Here is an 18,421-nt window from a genome sequence, read left to right on the forward strand (position 1 = left end):
GTGTTTCAGGAGTCCTGTCTAGGCGTCGACGACCGGGCTCGGATGCGGAGCGAGAGCGGGCGCGTGGGCCAGGTCGGTCGCGACGAACTTCCCGGCCGCGTCACCGGGGTCATCCCCTGCGCGCAGCGGCAGCATCCGATAGAGGTGTCGATACGGGCCCTTGGCTGGAGTGTTGCTGAACCTGTCGGGCCGCGTCATGACGTCCCAGTTGCCGCCGTGCATGCCCTCCTGCGCCGCGTCCACGCGGACCACCGTCCGGTTCGACGCCGGAACCTCGTGCCAGTGGCGACGGTCCGCGAGCTCAGCCGGGCTGTTCGGCTGCGCGTTGAAGAACATGCTCCCGCCGGCGACGAAGAGCACGCCCGCGCCGTCGTGATCCGTGACCGCCGCCCAGCGGGTGTCGGCCTTGTTCGCCGAATCCTGAGGGCGGCTGTAGCGGGTGACCTGCTCCGCGACGGAGCCGGAGTACCGCCCGAAGAACGCGGAGGACCGTCGGTCAGCCGTCGACTCCCACGGCCCGCGGCCGTACCAGTGGACGGTGTCGAGCTCCTGCCGGAGTCCGAGCGTGGTGCCGATCACCTGCGGATTGGGCGCGCCCGCCACAGGCTCGAACGTCGTCAAGACATCGACCTGTCCGTTGCCGTGGATCGTGTAGACGATCGACTGCGGCGAGGTGGTGATCTGATCGCTCGGACGGAAGGGCACCTTCGTGGTGACGGAGCCACGGACCGTGATCCGCACAGCCCCGGTCATCGGCCGCACCTCGACCTCGTCGATGGCCCAGTCCTCGCCGACGCCGCGCCACGGCAGGGACGGCTCCGGACGCTTCAATCGGATGTCGGGGATCGCCAGCTCCGAATCGTTCGGCGTGCGCCAGAAGTTCGGCATCAGGTCGCCGGCGAGCACTTCGCGCCCGTCGTACACCAGCGACGTGAGGCGCCCCGTCTCGCAGGAGATCACGGCATCGAACCTGTCGCCGCTGACGTGGACCGAGCCGGCCTCTTCGACCACCTCGACGGGCGGAAGATCCTCGGCGGCGACGTGCGCCGCCTCGGGAGCCACGAGCGGGATGTCGAACTGTGCATGGGCGACGATATGGCCACGCTCGGCCCACGGTGCGTCTTCGGAGAGCGTGAGCGCGACGTCCAGCCGGTACTCCGCGCCCGGGCGAAGACTCTCGGGAAGTTCGAGCGGAAGCGTGACCTCGGAACTCTCCCCCGGGCCGATGGCCAGCTCTGCCCGCGGCACGGTTCCCTGCTGCAGCGTGATCCCGTCTTCGGTCAGCGACCACTCGAGAGTGTGGCCCTCCAGATCCGTGAACAGGTACTCATTGGAGATCGTGATGCGCCCGGTGGGCACGGCGAGGCCTGTGATGCTGACCGGCTGGTAGGCGAGCTTCGCTTCCGCGAGCTTGGCCGTGGGAGTGCGATCGGCGAGCGTCAACCCGCTCATGTGCGCACTCTCCTCATTCGGGTCGTCGCCCCAATCCCCGCCATACGCGATGAACTCGACCTCCGGGTTTCCCGGCGTCGGCCACCACAGGCCCTTGTCGGCCCAATCCCAGAGGAAGCCGCCGTACACCTGCCCCGGGTGCTCTCGAATGGCAGTCCAGTACTCGTCGAGGTAGCCGGAGGCGTTCCCCTGCCCGAAGGCGTACTCGATGAGCAGATACGGCCTGGGGTCGCGTTGCGAGCGCGTGATCAGCTGGCCGGTCGGCGGATAGAAGTCGCCGTCGAAGTCGGAGAGCTCCGTCGGGACGATCGGCGTCCCGGAGCCGGTCGGGTCCTGGTAGCTGACCGGACGGGTCGGGTCATGTTCCTTCGCCCAGTCGTACATGGCCTTCAGATTGGAACCGACACCGGATTCGTTGCCGATCGACCAGGCGATGACGCACGCGTGGTTCTTGTCCCTCTCGACCACGTTCCGCATCCGCCACAGCAGCGGGTCCCGCAGTTCCGGGCGGTTCCCGGGGATGTTGGGCTTGCCCTCTGCATCGACGCTGTTGATATGGGTCTCGTTGTTGGCTTCGTCGAAGAGGTACAGCCCGTAGGCATCGGCGAGTTCGTACCAGCGAGGGTCGTTCGGGTAGTGAGAGGTGCGCACGGCGTTGATGTTGGACTGCTTCATGAGCCGGATGTCGGCGATCATGTCTTCACGGGAGAGCGTGCGCCCGGTCCGCGGGTTCCACTCGTGCCGGTTGACGCCGCGGATGGACAGCGGTCGACCGTTGAGCAGAAGAGCGCCGTCGACGATCTCGACCCGGCGGAAGCCGACGCGGGTGGAGACGCGCTCGACGACTGCTCCGGTCTCGTCGCACAGTTCGAGGACCAGTGTGTAGAGTTCCGGATGCTCGGCCGACCACAGACGCGGGTGATGAACCGGCGCCGACAGGCTGACGCGGGAATCGACCCCCGGGCCGGCGAGCCGCACGATGGTGACCTCTGTCCACACCTCGGCCGCCGACGGCCCGGTGCCGTCGAAGAGACGCGCCCGAAAGCGGTGCTCGAGCCCGACGCTCTCACCCGCGTAGTCGCGGATGTCTGCCGACACATCGAGCAGGGCGTCGGTGAACGCGTCGTTCAGCGGAGTGCGGACGGTGAAGTCGCGGATCAGCACCGGCGATCGGGAGATCAGGGACACACTGCGGAAGATGCCGGAGAGCCGCACGTTGTCCTGGTTCTCCAGGTAGGAACCGGTGCTCCAGCGATAGACCTCCACCGCCACCAGGTTGCGCCCAGGGCGGAGGTGGGCCGTGATGTCGAATTCGCCGAGGGTGTAGCTGTCTTCGCGGTACCCGATCTTCTGGCCGTTGATCCACACGTAGTAGGCGGATTCCACACCGTCGAACCGAAGGAAGGTGCGGCGCGGCGCCCATCCCTCCGGCAGTTCGAAGGTCGTGCGGTACTGACCGACCGGGTTGTACGCGGTCGGCGCATGCGGGTAGTCGCCGTGCGGATCGGGCTGCTCCCCTCTCCCGTTGGCTCCGGTCCACGGCAGGACCGTGTTGGTGCCGATGGGGAAGTCGTAGCCGTGCAGCTGCCACGAGGACGGGACCGGGATCGTGTCCCACCCCGAGTCATCGACACCGTCGCCGGCGAAGTCGAGCATCCTCACCGCGGGATTCTCCGACCAGAGGAACTTCCAGTCGCCGTCGAGGCTCAGGCGATAGGGGGAGTCGAGCCGATCGGCCTCCAGCGCCTGCGCGTGCGTCTCATAGGGCATGAGCGCGGCGTGAGCGGGCTCGGTCCCCCATTCGTAGACGGCGGGATCGTTCCACTCCGGTGCGTTCGTCATCATGGGTCCTCTGCGGTGTCGACGCGCCCTTGCGCGAGCCGTAAGTCATTAGATGTTTAGCCTAGCGCGCTCGCACGAACGGCGCCATAATCTCTGTATTGACACCGAATGATCAGACGTTTACCGTGAAGACATGCCTGCAGAGCCGCAGCCATCTCTTGATGCCGTTGATGCTCCGGCACCTGATCGTCGCCACATCTCCGCTGAGGGTCATCGACTCCTCGGCGATGCCGTACCCACCACAGAGAGGCAAGACATTGTCCAGACAACACCTATCCGACACGATGCGACACCGCCGTCGCTCGGTCGCCGGCGTCGCGGCGGTCGCGGTTCTGGCCACCGCTATGGTCGCCTGTTCCCCCAGCTCGGAGGACGACCAGAAGGTCATCACCATCTTCGGCGAGCAGGGCGGGCAGATGGATCTGAACACCAACTCGTTCACCCTCCTCATGGAGGAGAAGTTCGACGTCGACATCCAGTTCGAGACGACCGGCTACGAATCGGGAGCGGCGAACGAGGCCCGCCAGGTCTCCCTGGCCGGCGGCGACCTGCCCGAGGCGTACATGCTCGTCCCGTGGGCGTCGCAGTTCAACAAGGCGGAGCTGCAGCGCTACGGCGACCAGGGCGTGATCCTCCCGCTGAACGACCTCATCGACGAGTACGCACCGAACATCGCCGACGCCCTCGCCGCCGAGCCCGGCTTCGAGTCGCTCGCCACCGCACCCGACGGCAAGATCTGGGGCCTTCCGCAGTGGAACGACTGCTACCACTGCTCCTATCCGTACAAGTTCTGGATCAACCAGGAGTGGCTGACCACGCTCGGGCTCGACGAGCCGACGACCCCCGATGAGTTCTTCGACGTCATGATGGCGTTCAAGACGGAAGACCCCAACGGCAACGGTGTCGCGGACGAGATCCCGATCACCGGCAGCTCGCAGTGGTCGATCGTGCCGTTCATCATGAACGCGTTCGTCTCCAACTCCTTCAACACCGGAGCCGGCGCGAACGGGCAGCCCATCTCGCTCGGACTCGATGGGGACACCGTCCAGATGCAGACGATGCAGGACGGATGGCGGGAGGGACTGGCGTTCCTCAACAAGATGTGGGAAGCAGGCCTCATCGATCCGGCGGCATTCTCCCAGGGTGACGACACCATGCAGGGCACGGGCAACAACGCCGAAGCAGTGATCGTCGGCGGCGCCACGGCCATCCACTCCGGCATCTTCGTGAGCATCGGTCAGGAAGACGGTCGCGACAACCAGTACTTCCCGATCGCGCCGCTCGAGGGACCCGGCGGTGCGAATGCGACATATCAGCTGCCGAGCATCCCCGGTGCCACCTTCGTCGTCACGAAGGCCGCCGACGAGACGGAGCAGAAGGTGATCATGGAGATGATGGACTACCTCTTCACCGAGGAAGGCCACATGCGCGGCGAGTTCGGCGAGCAGGACATCGGCTGGCGCGCAGCGGAGGAGGACGAGATCGCCCTCGACTCCGACCTCGAAGCGACCTTCTTCGACATCCTGGTGGATGAAGAGAACGAAGCCGACTACAACGGCAGCTGGGGACCGATGGCCCAGGTGTTCGAGACGAGGGAGTTCCGCAACGCACAGGTGGCACCACTCGACATCAACACGCAGCCCGGCTTCGAGCGTCGACTCTTCGAGGCGACCGAACTCTACGACGGTAAGGACTCCGACGCGATGTTCCCGTACTGGGATCTCTGGGTCCCCGTCGAGGAAGGCAATGAACTGTCCACACTGACCGCCAACATCGAGAGCAACGTGGCGACATCGACCGCCGAGTTCGTCACCGGAGTGCGCGACCCCAACGACGACGGCGACTGGAAGGGCTACCTGGACGGACTCCAGGGTCTGGGCGTCGACCGCTACCTGGAGATCTGGCAGAACGCGTACGACGCGAGCTGACCCGGAGTATTTCCGAATCGGGGGGCGAGGCGCAAGCTTCGCCCCCCGATTCGCTCATTCCACCCCACCCCGAAAGGATTCACTCATGCACACACGCACACTCGGCAACGACACCGTCGGCCGCACCGAGGTCGGAGCGATCGGCCTCGGCCTGATGACCTTCGACCAGACCGGCCATCAGCCCAGACCACAGCTGCTCGACACCGTGCGCGCCGCGCTCGACGCAGGCGTCACCCTCTTCGACACCGCCGATGCCTATGGCCCCGGCGGTGAGCTGGGTGCCGAGGCGCAGGGCGAGAACGAGAGGCTCATCGCCTCGATCCTCGACGAGCTGGGCGTCCGCGATCGCGTTCTCCTCGCCACCAAGGGCGGTGCGTTCCGCATCGAGGGTGGCGGCTGGGATCACGATGGCCGACCCGAGCACCTGCACCGCGCGGTCGATGCCAGTCTGTCCCGGCTCGGAGTCGAGCAGATCACGCTCTGGCAGCACCACCGCCCCGACGCCACGATCGACTATTCGGAGACGATCGGCGCACTCTCCGAGATCGCCGCCAGCGACAAGGTGCGGATGATCGGGATCTCCAACGCGGACCCTGCGCAGATCCGGGCCGCGCACGCGGCGCTGGGGGACAGCCTGGTCAGCGTGCAGAACCAGTTCAGCCCGAAGTTCCGCAGCAGCCGACCTGAGATCGACGTCTGCGACGAACTGGGTCTGGCCTTCCTGGCCTGGAGCCCGCTCGGCGGGCTGTCGGATGCTAAGGAGCTGGCCGAGCGCCACCCGGCCTTCCAGCAGGTGGCCGAGGCCCGCGGCGTGAGCGCCCAGCAGGTGGCGCTGGCCTGGGAGCTGGCGCAATCGCCGGTGGTCATCCCGATTCCGGGGGCCAAGCGGCCGCAGTCGGTCATCGACTCCGCCGCAGCCGCCGACCTCGAGCTGACCATCGACGAGGTGGCCACCCTCGACCGGGTCTGAGTCCCGCAGCCTGCACACCGCAGAGGACGCCTGCTCAGCGCACAGCGCTCAGCGGGCGTCCTCGGGTTTCAGCAGGCGTTCATGGCTTGGTGGAGAAGGCTGCGTCGAAGGCGGCATCCGGCGGGGTGATCGCAGCGAGCTTCTGCACGAAGGCGAGCGCCTCGGGGGCGCCGTGCAGACGATCCATCCCGGCATCCTCCCACTCCACACTCGTCGGACCCGTGTACCCGATCGCGTTCAGCGCGCGGAACAGCGGCTCCCATTTCACGGCACCGTGCCCGGTAGACACGAACGTCCACCCCCGCCGCGGGTTCACCCACGGCAGGTGCGAGCCGAGCACCCCATTGCGGCCGTCGAGGTTCGTGATCGATTCCTTCACGTGCACATGGAAGATGTGACCCGCGAAATCGAGGACGAATGCGACCGAGTCGAGCTGCTGCCAGACGAAGTGCGAGGGGTCGAAGTTGAACCCGAAGCTCTTGCGGTGGCCGATCGCGTCGAGCGTCGCCTTCGCTGTCCAGTAGTCGTAGGCGATCTCGGACGGGTGCACCTCGAGCGCGAACCGCACACCCACTTCCTCGAACACATCGAGGATCGGATTCCACCGGTCGGCGAAGTCCTGATAGCCGGCCGCGACGAACTCGTCCGACGCCGGTGGGAACATCGCCACGGCCTTCCAGATGCTCGACCCGGTGAAGCCGTTCACGGTCGTGACGCCGAGCTTCGCGGCGAACCGCGCCGTGTCCTTGAGGTCCTCGGCCGCCCGCTGACGCACGCCCTCCGGATCACCGTCGCCCCAGACCCGGTCGGAGAGGATGTCGCGGTGGCGCATGTCGATCGGATCGTCGCACACCGCCTGCCCGGTCAGATGGTTCGAGATCGCCCACACCTGCAGGCCGTTGCGCTGGAGGATGTCGCGGCGGCTCTGCACATACTCCTCATCGTCCCAGCGTGAGACGTCGATGTGGTCACCCCAGCAGGCGATCTCCAACCCGTCATACCCCCACTCCCCTGCAAGCCTGGCGACCTCGTCGAACGGAAGATCGGCCCACTGACCGGTGAAAAGCGTGATCGGACGTGCCATGAACGACTCCTTCGTAGAAACGTGGCGGGGATGCGGATGGAGGATGCGCGTCAGCGCACCCGGGTGTAGCGGCCTTCGTCGCCGGCGCTCTCCTCGACCGCTGCGAGCACCCGCTGCACCTGGTACGCGTCGGCGAATGTCGGCGGTTCGGGCGTGCCGTCGATCGATCGCGCGAAATCGACGACCTGGTGCGTGAATGTGTGCTCGTAGCCGAGGCCGTGGCCGGTGGGCCACCACGCGTCCGCGTAGGGGTGCGCGGGATCGGTGGCCTGGATCGTGCGGAACCCGCGGCGGTCGTCGGCGTCGTGTTCGCTGTAGTACTCGAGCTCGTTCATCCGCTCGAAGTCGAAGGCGATCGAGCCGCGGTCGCCGTTGATCTCGATGCGGTTGGCATTGCGGTGCCCGAGCGCCATGCGCGTTGCCTCGAACACCCCGAGCGCGCCGCCGCTGAACCCGGCGATGAACGCCGCCGCGTCGTCGACATCGACCGGCAGCCGCTCGGCGTCCAGGTCGCCCTTGCCGCCGAGACCCACCTCGGCGCGCCGCCGAGGGCGCGAGGTCACGAACGTGCGGAGGTGCGCGGACACGCCTTCGATTCGCTCGCCGGTCAGCCACTGCGCGGTGTCGATGCTGTGCGCACCGATATCTCCGAGAGCGCCGGATCCCGCCGCGGCCCGGTCGAGACGCCAGGTGTGCGGGGAATCCGCGTCGCTCAGCCAGTCCTGCAGGTACTGGGCGCGCACGTGCCGGATGGTGCCGAGGGCTCCCTCGGCGATGAGGCGGCGGGCCGAGGCGAGCGCGGGCGTGCGTCGGTAGCTGTAGCCGCACATCGCAGCGATGCCCTGCTGTGCGGCAGCATCCGCGGCGGCGACCATCTCGGCGGCATCCGCCGGGTCGTTCGCGAGTGGCTTCTCACAGAGGACATGCTTGCCGGCGTGGAGAGCAGCGATCGCGATCGCCGCGTGGGTGTCGCCCGGAGTGCAGATATCGATCACATCGATGTCATCGCGTTCGATCACGGACCGCCAGTCGCCCGACCAGCTGTCCCAGCCCCAATCGTCCGCCGCCTTCTGACCACGCGCCTCATCGCGCGCTACGAGCACCGAGAGCCGCGGCTCCCGCGGCAGGTCGAAGAAACGCGGTGCGGTGCGCCAGGCGTGCGAGTGCGCCCTCGCCATGAAGCCCGCACCGATCACGGCCACCCGCAGCGGAGTCGTCATCATGACGCCACGTCCTCTCGTTCGATCGCCGGGTGTTCCGGTCCCAGTTCGAGCTCCACCGTGGCGAAGGAGTGCGGCGGCAGGGTCACGGTCAACATCCCGTCGCGCAGCACGGTGTCGAACGCGCGCGGGGCCACCCGGTCAGGCGTCGCGGCATCGTTGAACGCCGACGCATCGTCACCGGTGAGCACGCGGGCCCTGCTGACTTTCGCACCCCGGCCGCGCAGGTCGATGCTCACCGCGCAGTCGGCGTCGACCGCGAGGTGGCTGAGCGAGATCAGAGCAGTGTCGCCCCGCGTTGAGGCCGACAGGGAGACCAGAGGGAGGTCGTCGCCACGCACGCGGGCGGTCGGCACCTGACGCAGGTGTGCGGACAGCTGCAGCGCGTCCTGGTGCCCCTTGTTCATCTCGAACACGTGGTACGTCGGCGTGAGCACGAGCGTGTCGCCGTCGGTGAGGACCATCGCCTGCAGCACGTTGACCGTCTGCGCGATGTTCGCCATCGAGATCCGTCGCGCGTAACGGTGGAAGACGTCGAAGTGGATTCCTGCCACCAGCGCATCGCGCACCGTGTTCTGCTGGAACAGGAAGCCGGGGTTCGTACCCTCCTCGACGTTCCACCAGGTCCCCCACTCGTCGCACACGAGCGAGACGCGGTTGTCGGGATCGTAAGAATCCATCACGGCCACATGTCCGCGCACGATGCGCTCGACGTCGGCGGCGTAGGCCATCGTCTCGTAGTACTTCTCGTCACTGAAGGGGGCGGCATCCTCGGTGTTGATGCCCGATCCGGAGTGCGTGTAGTAGTGGAACGAGATCGCCTGATACGGCAGGTTCCCGTAGAGCGTACAGCCGTGACACTCCATGAGCGTCTTCATCAGGACGCGGGTCCAGTCGAGGTCGTCCTCGTTGGCGCCGGCCGCGATGCGGGTGAGCCGGTTGTCGCCGTGGTTGTGGGTGAAGGTGGCGTAGCGCCGGGCCTCTTCGGCGTAGTGCGCGGCCGACATGTTGCCGCCGCATCCCCACGCCTCGTTCCCGAGGCCCCAGAACGGCACCTTCCACGGCTCGTCCCGGCCGTTCTCTCGCCGGAGCCGCGCCATCGGGCTGTCGTCGCCGCGGGTGAGGTACTCCACCCACTCGGACATCTCCTGCACCGTTCCGCTGCCGATGTTGCCGTTGACGTAGGCGTCGGCGCCGAGCAGGTCGCAGAGGTCCATGAACTCGTGCGTGCCGAAGTGGTTGTTCTCCACCACGTCGCCCCAGTTGGTGTTCGCAATCTGCGGCCGCAGCTCGCGCGGACCGACGCCGTCGCGCCAGTGGTAGGTGTCGGCGAAGCATCCGCCCGGCCAGCGGAGATTCGGGATGTCGAGGGCCCTCAAGGCCTCGATGATGTCGAGACGGATGCCGCGCACGTTCGGGATATCGGAATCCTCGCCCACCCAGAAGCCGTCGTAGATGCAGCGGCCCAGATGCTCGGCGAAGTGACCGTAGATGTGCCGGTTGATGCGATCTCCGGTCACGTCGAGGTCGATGATCGCGCGCGCAGTGGTGGTGGTGATGGTCAACGCTTTCTCCAGGAGTTCTCGGGGGTGAAGGGGATGAGGGCCGGCCGCTCGGGAGCGGTGGTCAGATCGATGCGTCGGCCGCTGGCCGCGGAATCCGTCAGCGCCGTCATGATCTCGAGCACGTGCAGGGCGATGTCGCCGCGTGCGCTGCCGGCGCCGGTGGCGAGGCGGTCGAGGATGCCGATCCCACGGCCGGCGTTCTCGTACCCGGCGCGCTCGGTCACCGGGGTCCAGTCGCCCTCGCCCGGCCGACGCAGCCGGACGACGCCCTCGAAGAGGTTCGGGTCGGGCACCGACAGCGTGCCGGTCTCTCCGTGGATCTCGAGCGGAGCGGCATCCGTCGCCGCGCCGTCGAAGCTGAAGGTGACGGTCGACACCGCTCCGCCGATGTGCTCGAGGATGCCGGTCACATGCGTGTCGATCTCGACCGGGATCTCCTCCCCCGCCCGCGGGCCCGACCCGATCGTGCGCACGGCCTTCGGGCGGGACGACGCCCCGGAGACACGGGCCACGGGCCCGAGCAGGTGGAACAGCGTCGTGAGGTAGTACGGCCCCATGTCGAACAGGGGCCCGCCCCCGTCGCGGTAGTAGAAGTCGGGGTGCGGATGCCACGCCTCGTGCCCCGATGAGACCCAGGCCGCCACCGCGGCGACGGGTCGTCCGATGGTGCCGGCATCCACGGCCGCACGTGCCGTCTGCACGCCGGTGCCCAGCACGGTGTCCGGCGCGCAGCCGACCCAGGACGACCCCGCGGCCTCGATGATCCGGCGGGCGTCGACGAGCGTCGCCGCGAGCGGCTTCTCCCCGAAGACGTTCTTGCCTCCGGCGAGCGCGGCGAGCGCGACATCGGCGTGCGCGGCCGGAATCGTGAGATTGATCACGGTGTCGACGGACGGGTCCGAGACGAGGTCGTCGACGCTGAGCGCGCGGCACCCCGGATACCGGGCGGCGACCGCCTCGGCCCTGGTGGCGTCGAGGTCGGCGGTCGCCACGATGCGCACGCCGGGGTGCGCGCCGAGCGTGTCGAGGTACTGCGTCGAGATGACGCCGAGACCCACTATTCCTATGCCGTGCGGCTCGCCCACAGCATCCCCCTTTCGATGATGGTACGGACGCTCGTGTCCCGCAGGACGGCGAGGCTGTGCCCCGGTGTGGCGACGAACACCCGGCCCCGACCCCACTCGCGTGTCCAGACGGCGGGCGTGGTGATCGGTCGATGCCAGGGATGGAACGGCTGCACGGGGTGAGTGGTCGTGGCGAGGACGTCGTTGAGGTCGTCGGTCAGCACCCAGTACTGCTCCGTGCGGAGTGTGAAGTCCTCGATGCCCGCCATGATCTCGTGCCCCCGGCCGAGGTCGGTGAGGTCGACGGTGTAGCAGAGGAAATTGTCGGCCTCGCCGCCCTCGCGCGCGTCGGGGTGCTTGCCGGGGTGAGTGGCGAACTGGCCGCCGACGAGCTGCAGGTAATCGGAGCTGTTGCGGTAGGAGTCGGCGATGCCGCCGTGCCACCCAGCGAGGCCCGTGCCGCGCTCGACCGCACCGCGGAGGCCCTTCAGTGCCTCGTCCGAGATGTCGGACATCGTCACGCTCTGCACGATGAGGTCGGTGCGATCCATCTCGTCGCGGTCGGCGTAGACGTCGTTGGAGTCCTCGACCCGCACATCGAAACCGTTGTCGGCCAGGAACGGGAGGAACATGTCGGTGGCTTCGACAGGGCGGTGCCCGTCCCAGCCCCCACGCACCACAAGTGCTCTGCGCGCGGTCATGACGTCTCCTCCGGCCAGGTGCCCGGTTCGTCAGGGCGCACCCCGGTTCCGCGCTTGTTCAGCGCTGTCGGCAGCGTCGTCTTCATCGACAAGTCCCTCCGCATCGACGGGCATGTGTGCAACGTCCGACACGATGCCATCGACCTGTGGCGGACCGCACTGATTTTGCGCAAAAATAGGATGATGACCACGTCGCCGCGCATCACACTCAGCGACGTCGCGGACCGCGCGGGGGTCAGCGTGGCCACGGCGTCGCGCGCGCTGCGGGCACGAGGCGAGATGGCGGCGGACACGAGATCACGTGTGCTGCGCGCGGCGACGGAGCTCGGGTACTCGACCGTCGGTCAGCTGCGCGGGCGTCCGCGACGCGGGACGTCGCTGATGTTCGATCTGGTGCTCGGGCACTTCCACGACCCGTACACCGAGGAGATCACGGCGGGTGCGCGCACCACCGCGTCCGAGCTCGGCTACGACCTGGTCCTGACGGGCGAGCGCGACGATCCGGCGGACGACTGGCCCGAGCGCATCCGCTCGCGCGGCTCCGCCGGGGTCATCGTCGGCCTCATCGTGCCGACCAGTACCCAGATCGCCGCGATGCGCCGCGCCTCGATCCCGCTGGTGCTGATGGAGCCGCCCTCCGAGGCGTCGAGCCCACTACCGAGTCTGCGGACCACCGACCGTGCGGGCGGTGGAGCGGCGGCCAGGCACCTGGTCGAACGTGGCGCTCAGCGCTTCGTCGTGATCGGCGGAGCACCCTCCTACCGCTACGGTCGCGCACGTGTGGACGGCTTCGTCCGCACGATCGACGAGGTCGCGCCGGGCGCTGCGTGCGTGCGCACCAGCGCGGACTGGAGCGCCTGGGATGCCAGGAGGGCCTGTGCCCGAGCGCTCGCCGAGCTGCCGGGCAGCGGTCCGATCGGCGTGTTCGCCTGCTCCGACGAGATGGCTGCCGGCGCCTACCGGGCGATCGCAGACAGCGGCCGCAGTATCCCCCGCGACGTCATGGTCGTGGGCTTCGACGATGTGCGCGGGGCGCGCTGGCTGCATCCGTCACTGACCACTATCCGCCAGCCGATCCGCGAGATGGCTTCGGCGGCCGTGCGCATCCTCGCCCAGGCGACGGCGGGCGGCGAGGTCTCGACCGAGGCCATCGTCATGCCGACGGAGCTCGTCGAGCGGGGCTCCACTCGCCCGCTCGTCAGGGGGTGACCGCCGCACGCACCGGGAAGTAGACCGAGTAGCGCTCGTCGGTCACCTCGTTGAGCGGGATGAAGCGGATGCCGGTATTGCGGCCGACCGTGCGGTACCGCACCAGCCACTGGGTCCACTGACGCTCGTCGTCGGCGGCGAGAAGGGTGGACGGATCGGCCGGGTCACCCTCCAGAGAGACCTCCCTGTCGACCAGGCCGGCGAGGACGATCGGCCCCTCCACGAACGCGACCGTGTCGGGTTCGTCCGGGATCGGCACGGTGCGCAGCACGAAGGGGAACTCCACATCGACGGCCGTCTGCCCGCCGGGATGGACGAGTTCGAGGAACCGGTCGTCGCGCTGCCATGACGCGCCGGTCGTCACCACAGGTTCGCTCGACGTCCACGCCGGGATGCGGAGGCGCACCCGCGCGGCCGCTCCCTCCGCCGAGGTGACCACGACCTGCACGCGCAGCGCCCGCGGGCGGTGCAGCTCACCACCGGGCCCGCCGTTCGCATCGGGGCCGACATAGCTGGCGTCGTCGCGGAGGCGCACTTCGACGGTCACCGGCCGACCCGACGCCATGGCCTCCGCCCGCACCGGCAGGTACTGCGCGACCGTCAGCGTGTCGTCGTCGGCGTAGACGGCGAGCGGCGCGATACGCGTGTGCGCCTGCACGAGACTCCCGTGGCAGCACCAGAAGTCCTCCGTCGGCGTGCCCCAGTTCTTGCGGGCGCCGCCTTCCAACGGCAGGAAGTACGCGACCATGCCCGTCTCCGGATGCTGCTGCGCGAGCAGTCCGTTGTGCAGATTCGCCTCGATGTAGTCGAGGTGCGCGGGGTGGCCGTCCCAGCGATACAGCACGTCGGCGAGCCGGATCATGTTGTACACCGAGCAGTGCTCCTGCGTCTTCGGTCCGCGGCGAGCCGCGAAGGAGAACGGCGGCGTCCAGATCTCGCCCGACGTCTGGCCGCCGGTGCAGAAGGTGCCGCGGCGGGTGACCGCCCACTCCCAGTACTGTTCGACGACACGCTTCCAGCGCTCTTCACCCGTGACCTCGTACGCGCGAGCGGCGCCGAGCACCTCGGGGATCGTGGTGTTGGCGTGCATGTTCGTGAGCGCGTCCTCGCCGGCCAGCAGCGCGTCGAACAGCGAGCCGTGCCAGTACCGCTCGAGGAGCTCACGATAGAGGTCGTCGCCGGTCGCCTCGAGGAGGTCGGCCCAGACCTCCAGCATCCCCCCGGTCTCCATGTCGAGGATCTGCTGGAACTTCTCCCGCTCGAAGCCTCGCGCCCACTCGGCGATGGCGCCGGCCGCGCGGTGCGCGATCTGCAGCGCGCGCTCGTCATCGAGGTCGCGGTACACATCGACGAGCCCCATGAACGTCTTGTGGATCGCGTACTGCGGCGCCCAGACGTCGCGGCCCTCCGCGAGCCGCCGGAGGAAGGAGGGCGGAGTCGCGAAGACCCACTCACCCCCGTTCTCCTCCTGGCACCGGGCGAGCAGATCGAGCACCCCGTCGAGCTTGGCGCGCAGCATGACGTCTCCGGTCGCCGCGGTCTCGCGGGCCGCCGCCGACATCCAGTGGCCGAGGAAGTGCCCGCGCAGCAGAGAGCCCGGCGTCTCCCACCCCCAGTGCCGGTCGAGCCCCCGGTCGGCCGCCGAGGAACCGGACGGCTTCAGGTGCCAGAGCTGGTCGCCGATGCCCGCCTCGATCAGGTGGTTCTGCACCAGGTTGCGCTCCGACAGCGACACGAGGTACTCGCGATTGCGGCGTCGGCGCCGGTCGAAGGTTCCCGCTGTGAGGCGCACGGCCGAGGGCGGGAGAGCGAGAGCGGACATGAATCCTCCTGGGTGTGCGAGATCGATCTCTGACTGTACTCCAGCAGCACGGCCGTGCAGAATGGTCGGCATGCAATCCCCTCGCGTGATCCACCTCGCCGCCGATGACGTCTCTCTCGTGCTGGCGACGTTCTCGGACGATCTCCCGGTCATCCTGCACTGGGGGGCGAGGATCACCGCGACCGAGGAGGTTCTGGAGGCCTTCGCACTCGCAGAGCAAAGACCAGGTCTGGGCGGAGTTTCCGACCTGCCGTACCGGCCCTCGGTGCTTCCTGAGCACAGTCGAGGGTGGTTCGGTCGCCCCGGCCTGAGTGCGCATCGCGTGGGCGCCGGATGGGCGCCGTCATTCCGCGTCGACACGATCGCGGTCGACGGCACGCCGATCGAGGCGGGGGTGGTCCAGGCCGGAGCGGCGTCGATTCGGGTCGACGCGAGGGACGATCAGGCGGCGATCTCGATCCGCGTGGAGATCGATCTCACGACGGCGGGCCTGCTCCGGCTCCGCGCCGGCGTCCGCAACGACGCGGCGGAGGGCGCACCGCTCGAAGTCGAAGACCTGATGCTCGCCCTGCCCGTCCCGACGCGGGCGACCGAGATGCTCGACTTCTCCGGCCGCTGGGCGCACGAGCGCATCGCGCAGCGGCACCGCGTGGTGCGCGGCACCCACAGCCGCCCCTCACGGCGGGGGCGGACCGGCCTGGATGCCACGACCGTGATGCTCGCCGGCACCCCGGGGTTCTCCGCCGAGGCGGGGGAAGTCTGGATGTTCCACGTCGGATTCAGCGGCGACCACGAGCACGCCCTCGAACGCGGGGACGGGACGCTTGCCTTCCGCGGCGGTGAGCTCCTGCTGCCCGGCGAGATCCGACTCGCACCCGGCGAGGAGTATTTCGGGCCGTGGGTCTACGGCAGTCACGGCGCGGGGTGGGATGCCGCCTCCGCCCGCTTTCACGCCTTCCTGCGCGGCATCTCGCGATCGGCGCGGAGGGACCGGCCCGTCACCCTCAACGTCTGGGAGGCGGTGTACTTCGATCAGGATTCCGCCACCCTTACCGACCTCGCCGAGACCGGCGCCGCGCTCGGGGTCGAGAGGTTCGTGCTCGACGACGGCTGGTTCCGGGGTCGCGCCGACGACCGCGCCGGACTCGGCGATTGGCAGCCAGACCCGGTGGCGTGGCCCGATGGGTTGCGACCGCTCGCCGACCAGGTGCGCGACCTCGGGATGGAGTTCGGGCTGTGGGTCGAGCCCGAGATGATCAATGAGGACTCCGATCTCGCCCGCGCCCATCCCGACTGGATCCTGCGGGCCGGCAAAGAACTCCCCGCCCAGTACCGCTTCCAGCAGGTGCTGGATCTTACCCAGCCGGAAGCCTTCGCGTACATCCTCGACTCGCTCGACGGGCTGATCCGCGACATCGGCGTCAGCTACCTCAAGTGGGACCACAACCGCGACCTCGTCTCGGCCGGGCACCCGGCCACCGGCGCGCCCGCCGTGCACGAGCAGACGCTCGCTCTGTACCGACTGCTCGACGAGCTGCGGGCGCGACACCCCGAGCTCGAGATCGAGAGCTGCGCCTCCGGCGGCGGCCGCGTGGATCTCGGCATCCTGGAGCGCAGCGATCGCATCCATCCCTCCGACAGTCATGATCCGATCGACCGCTTCGACATCCTGCGGAACACGGGTCTGCTCGTGCCGCCCGAGATGATGGGATCACACGTCGCGTCGCGGGTGTCGAGCGTGACCGGACGCACGTCCGACCTGCACTTCCGGTGCGCCGTGGCCTTGCTCGGGCACTTCGGGATCGAGTGGGACATCCGCGAGCTGAGCGACGGGGAGCATGCCGAACTGGCCACGTGGATCGCCCGTTTCCGTCGTCTGCGCCCACTCATCCAGACAGGTCGTACCGTCGGCGGCGGCGAGGACGACCCCTCGGCCCCGTCGATGCGCGGTGTCGTCGCGCCGGACCGCAGCGAGGCGTTGTACACCGTCGTGACGCCCAGAACGACGGCCGACACCCTGGCCCGGATACGCTTGCAAGGACTCGACCCCGCGCGTTGCTATCGGCTCACGGCCAGCGTGCCGAAGACGCTCGGACCGCCCTGGCAGGTGCCGGACTGGCTGCGCGCGCCCGACCTCGACGATGGCGGGCCGGCGCCCGTGTTCTCCGGTGCGCTGCTGTCGACGGCCGGGCTGGAGTTCCCGACGTTCCATCCGGAGCGCGCGGTGGTCCTGCACCTCCGCGCCGAGGAGGCGTCGTGAGTGCCGCCCGGCGAGCCGCCGCCGCACTGCCGCCGATGGGGTGGAACAGCTGGGACTGCTTCGGCTCCTCGGTCACAGAGGACGAGGTCATCCGCAACGCCGAGTTCCTGGCGGAGCGCCTCGCACCCTTCGGGTGGGACACGGTCGTCGTCGACATCCAGTGGTACGAGTCCGATCCCGGCCATCACGACTACCGCGAGGTGTCTCGCCCTGCGCTCGACGAGTGGGGCCGTCCGCTGCCCGCGGCCAGCCGGTTCCCGTCGGCGGCCCGGGGATCCTTCCGACCGCTCGCCGACCGCATCCACGCCCTCGGTCTGCGCTTCGGCGTGCACATGATGCGCGGGGTGCCGCGCGTCGCGGCGGAACAGGAGCTGCCGGTACTCGATGCACCCGGGGCGACCTGCGCGAGCATCGCGGATCGAACGAACGTCTGCCCGTGGAACCCCGACAACTTCGGCATCGACATGGGTGCGCCGGGCGCACAGGAGTACTACGACTCGCTCGCCGCGCAATTCGCCGCGTGGGGCGTCGACTTCATCAAGCTCGACGACGTGCTCTATCCGCCGGTGCAGACGGCGGAGGTCGCCGCGTTCTCCCGGGCGATCGACCGCACCGGACGCCCGATGGTACTGAGCCTCTCCCCCGGCAAGCAGCTGTCGACCGCGCACCTGGATACGCTGCGCGCGCACGCTCAGCTGTGGCGCATCTCGGACGACCTCTGGGACGAGTGGCCGCAGGTGCGGGAGCAGTTCCAGCGCGCGGCCCGCTGGGCCCCGCTGCAGCAGTCGGGTGCGTGGGCGGATGCCGACATGCTGCCGTTCGGGCGCATCGGCATCCGCGGGCATGTCGGTCGCGACCGGCTCAGTCGACTCATGGTCGAGGAGCAGCGCACGGTGATGACTCTGTGGTGCCTCCTACGTTCTCCGCTCATGTTCGGAGGCCACCTCCCGGACACCCCCGACGAGACGCTCGCGCTCCTGACACGCCGCGAGGTGCTGGCGCTCCGCGAAGGTCGAGAGGCGGGCGAGATCGTGCGCGATGGCGATCTGGTGATCTGGAGATCGCAGGTCGGCGACCGCGAGTATCGCGCGCTGTTCTGGCTCGGCGATGAACCGAAGACCCTGCGCGCCCACGTCGATGACCTCGGCGTGGATGCAGCGCTCACCGGCGCGTGCGAAGACGCGTGGTCCGGCGAGACGCCGGCCGTCGACGACGGATGGGTCGAGGTCGAAGTGGCCGCGCACGGCGTGCGGCTGCTCATCTTCGGGTGAGACGTTCGTCGGCGGCCGGGAGCCGCGGATCCC

At 68.6% G+C, this 18,421-nt stretch carries 12 protein-coding genes; 5 read left to right on the top strand and 7 right to left on the bottom strand.

Translation table 11 applies throughout. The features are described 5' to 3' along the window. Positions 1-18: 18 nt before the first annotated feature. A complete protein-coding gene (locus ACQ4LY_RS01660) occupies positions 19-3,294 on the bottom strand; it encodes a glycoside hydrolase family 2 TIM barrel-domain containing protein (protein WP_431074261.1) in 3,276 nt (1,091 codons plus the stop codon). 284 nt (positions 3,295-3,578) lie between these two features. Here ACQ4LY_RS01660 and ACQ4LY_RS01665 point away from each other — a divergent pair, with 284 nt between their 5' ends. Continuing rightward, positions 3,579-5,222 (top strand): ABC transporter substrate-binding protein, encoded by a 1,644-nt coding sequence (locus tag ACQ4LY_RS01665; protein WP_431074262.1) that lies wholly within the window; start codon positions 3,579-3,581, stop codon positions 5,220-5,222. Positions 5,223-5,307: 85 nt separating this feature from the next. Continuing rightward, complete coding sequence (locus ACQ4LY_RS01670; protein WP_431074263.1) at positions 5,308-6,192, top strand: aldo/keto reductase; 885 nt, start codon at positions 5,308-5,310, stop codon at positions 6,190-6,192. A 79-nt stretch (positions 6,193-6,271) separates the two neighbouring features. Here the strand turns inward: ACQ4LY_RS01670 and ACQ4LY_RS01675 are convergent, their stop codons facing one another. Genes ACQ4LY_RS01675 through ACQ4LY_RS01695 form a run of 5 tightly spaced genes read right to left on the bottom strand, consistent with a single transcriptional unit; the run spans position 6,272 to position 11,826 of the window. Continuing rightward, a complete protein-coding gene (locus tag ACQ4LY_RS01675; protein WP_431074264.1) occupies positions 6,272-7,276 on the bottom strand; it encodes a sugar phosphate isomerase/epimerase family protein in 1,005 nt (334 codons plus the stop codon). 50 nt (positions 7,277-7,326) lie between these two features. After that, entirely contained in the window at positions 7,327-8,496 is a 1,170-nt protein-coding gene (locus ACQ4LY_RS01680; protein WP_431075735.1) for a Gfo/Idh/MocA family protein, read from the bottom strand. Continuing rightward, positions 8,496-10,061, bottom strand: a complete 1,566-nt coding sequence (locus ACQ4LY_RS01685) for an alpha-N-arabinofuranosidase (RefSeq protein WP_431074265.1) — start codon at positions 10,059-10,061, stop codon at positions 8,496-8,498. Before ACQ4LY_RS01685 ends, ACQ4LY_RS01680 begins: the two co-directional genes overlap by 1 nt. Beyond that, positions 10,058-11,146 carry a Gfo/Idh/MocA family protein gene (locus tag ACQ4LY_RS01690; RefSeq protein ID WP_431074266.1) on the bottom strand — a complete coding sequence of 363 codons (1,089 nt, stop codon included), beginning with the start codon at positions 11,144-11,146 and terminating at the stop codon, positions 10,058-10,060. The genes ACQ4LY_RS01685 and ACQ4LY_RS01690 overlap by 4 nt, the downstream gene beginning before the upstream one ends. After that, positions 11,125-11,826, bottom strand: coding sequence for a ThuA domain-containing protein (locus ACQ4LY_RS01695; protein WP_431074267.1), 702 nt, complete (start codon positions 11,824-11,826; stop codon positions 11,125-11,127). Before ACQ4LY_RS01695 ends, ACQ4LY_RS01690 begins: the two co-directional genes overlap by 22 nt. A 183-nt stretch (positions 11,827-12,009) precedes the next feature. Here ACQ4LY_RS01695 and ACQ4LY_RS01700 point away from each other — a divergent pair, with 183 nt between their 5' ends. Next, the gene (locus ACQ4LY_RS01700; protein WP_431074268.1) at positions 12,010-13,035 is read left to right on the top strand and encodes a LacI family DNA-binding transcriptional regulator; all 1,026 of its coding nucleotides are present in this window, start codon (positions 12,010-12,012) and stop codon (positions 13,033-13,035) included. Here the strand turns inward: ACQ4LY_RS01700 and ACQ4LY_RS01705 are convergent. Continuing rightward, positions 13,025-14,857: a beta-L-arabinofuranosidase domain-containing protein gene (locus ACQ4LY_RS01705; RefSeq protein ID WP_431074269.1), complete on the bottom strand. Its 1,833-nt coding sequence runs from the start codon at positions 14,855-14,857 to the stop codon at positions 13,025-13,027. The two genes, ACQ4LY_RS01700 and ACQ4LY_RS01705, sit on opposite strands and share 11 nt — an antisense overlap. Positions 14,858-14,927: 70 nt before the next feature. Here ACQ4LY_RS01705 and ACQ4LY_RS01710 point away from each other — a divergent pair, with 70 nt between their 5' ends. Then, positions 14,928-17,117, top strand: a complete 2,190-nt coding sequence (locus ACQ4LY_RS01710) for an alpha-galactosidase (protein WP_431074270.1) — start codon at positions 14,928-14,930, stop codon at positions 17,115-17,117. Further along, positions 17,114-18,388 (top strand): alpha-galactosidase, encoded by a 1,275-nt coding sequence (locus ACQ4LY_RS01715; protein ID WP_431074271.1) that lies wholly within the window; start codon positions 17,114-17,116, stop codon positions 18,386-18,388. Before ACQ4LY_RS01710 ends, ACQ4LY_RS01715 begins: the two co-directional genes overlap by 4 nt. The last annotated feature ends 33 nt before the right edge of the window (positions 18,389-18,421 follow it).

The organism is Microbacterium phyllosphaerae, from assembly GCF_050628115.1.
Lineage (GTDB): Bacteria > Actinomycetota > Actinomycetes > Actinomycetales > Microbacteriaceae > Microbacterium > Microbacterium phyllosphaerae_A.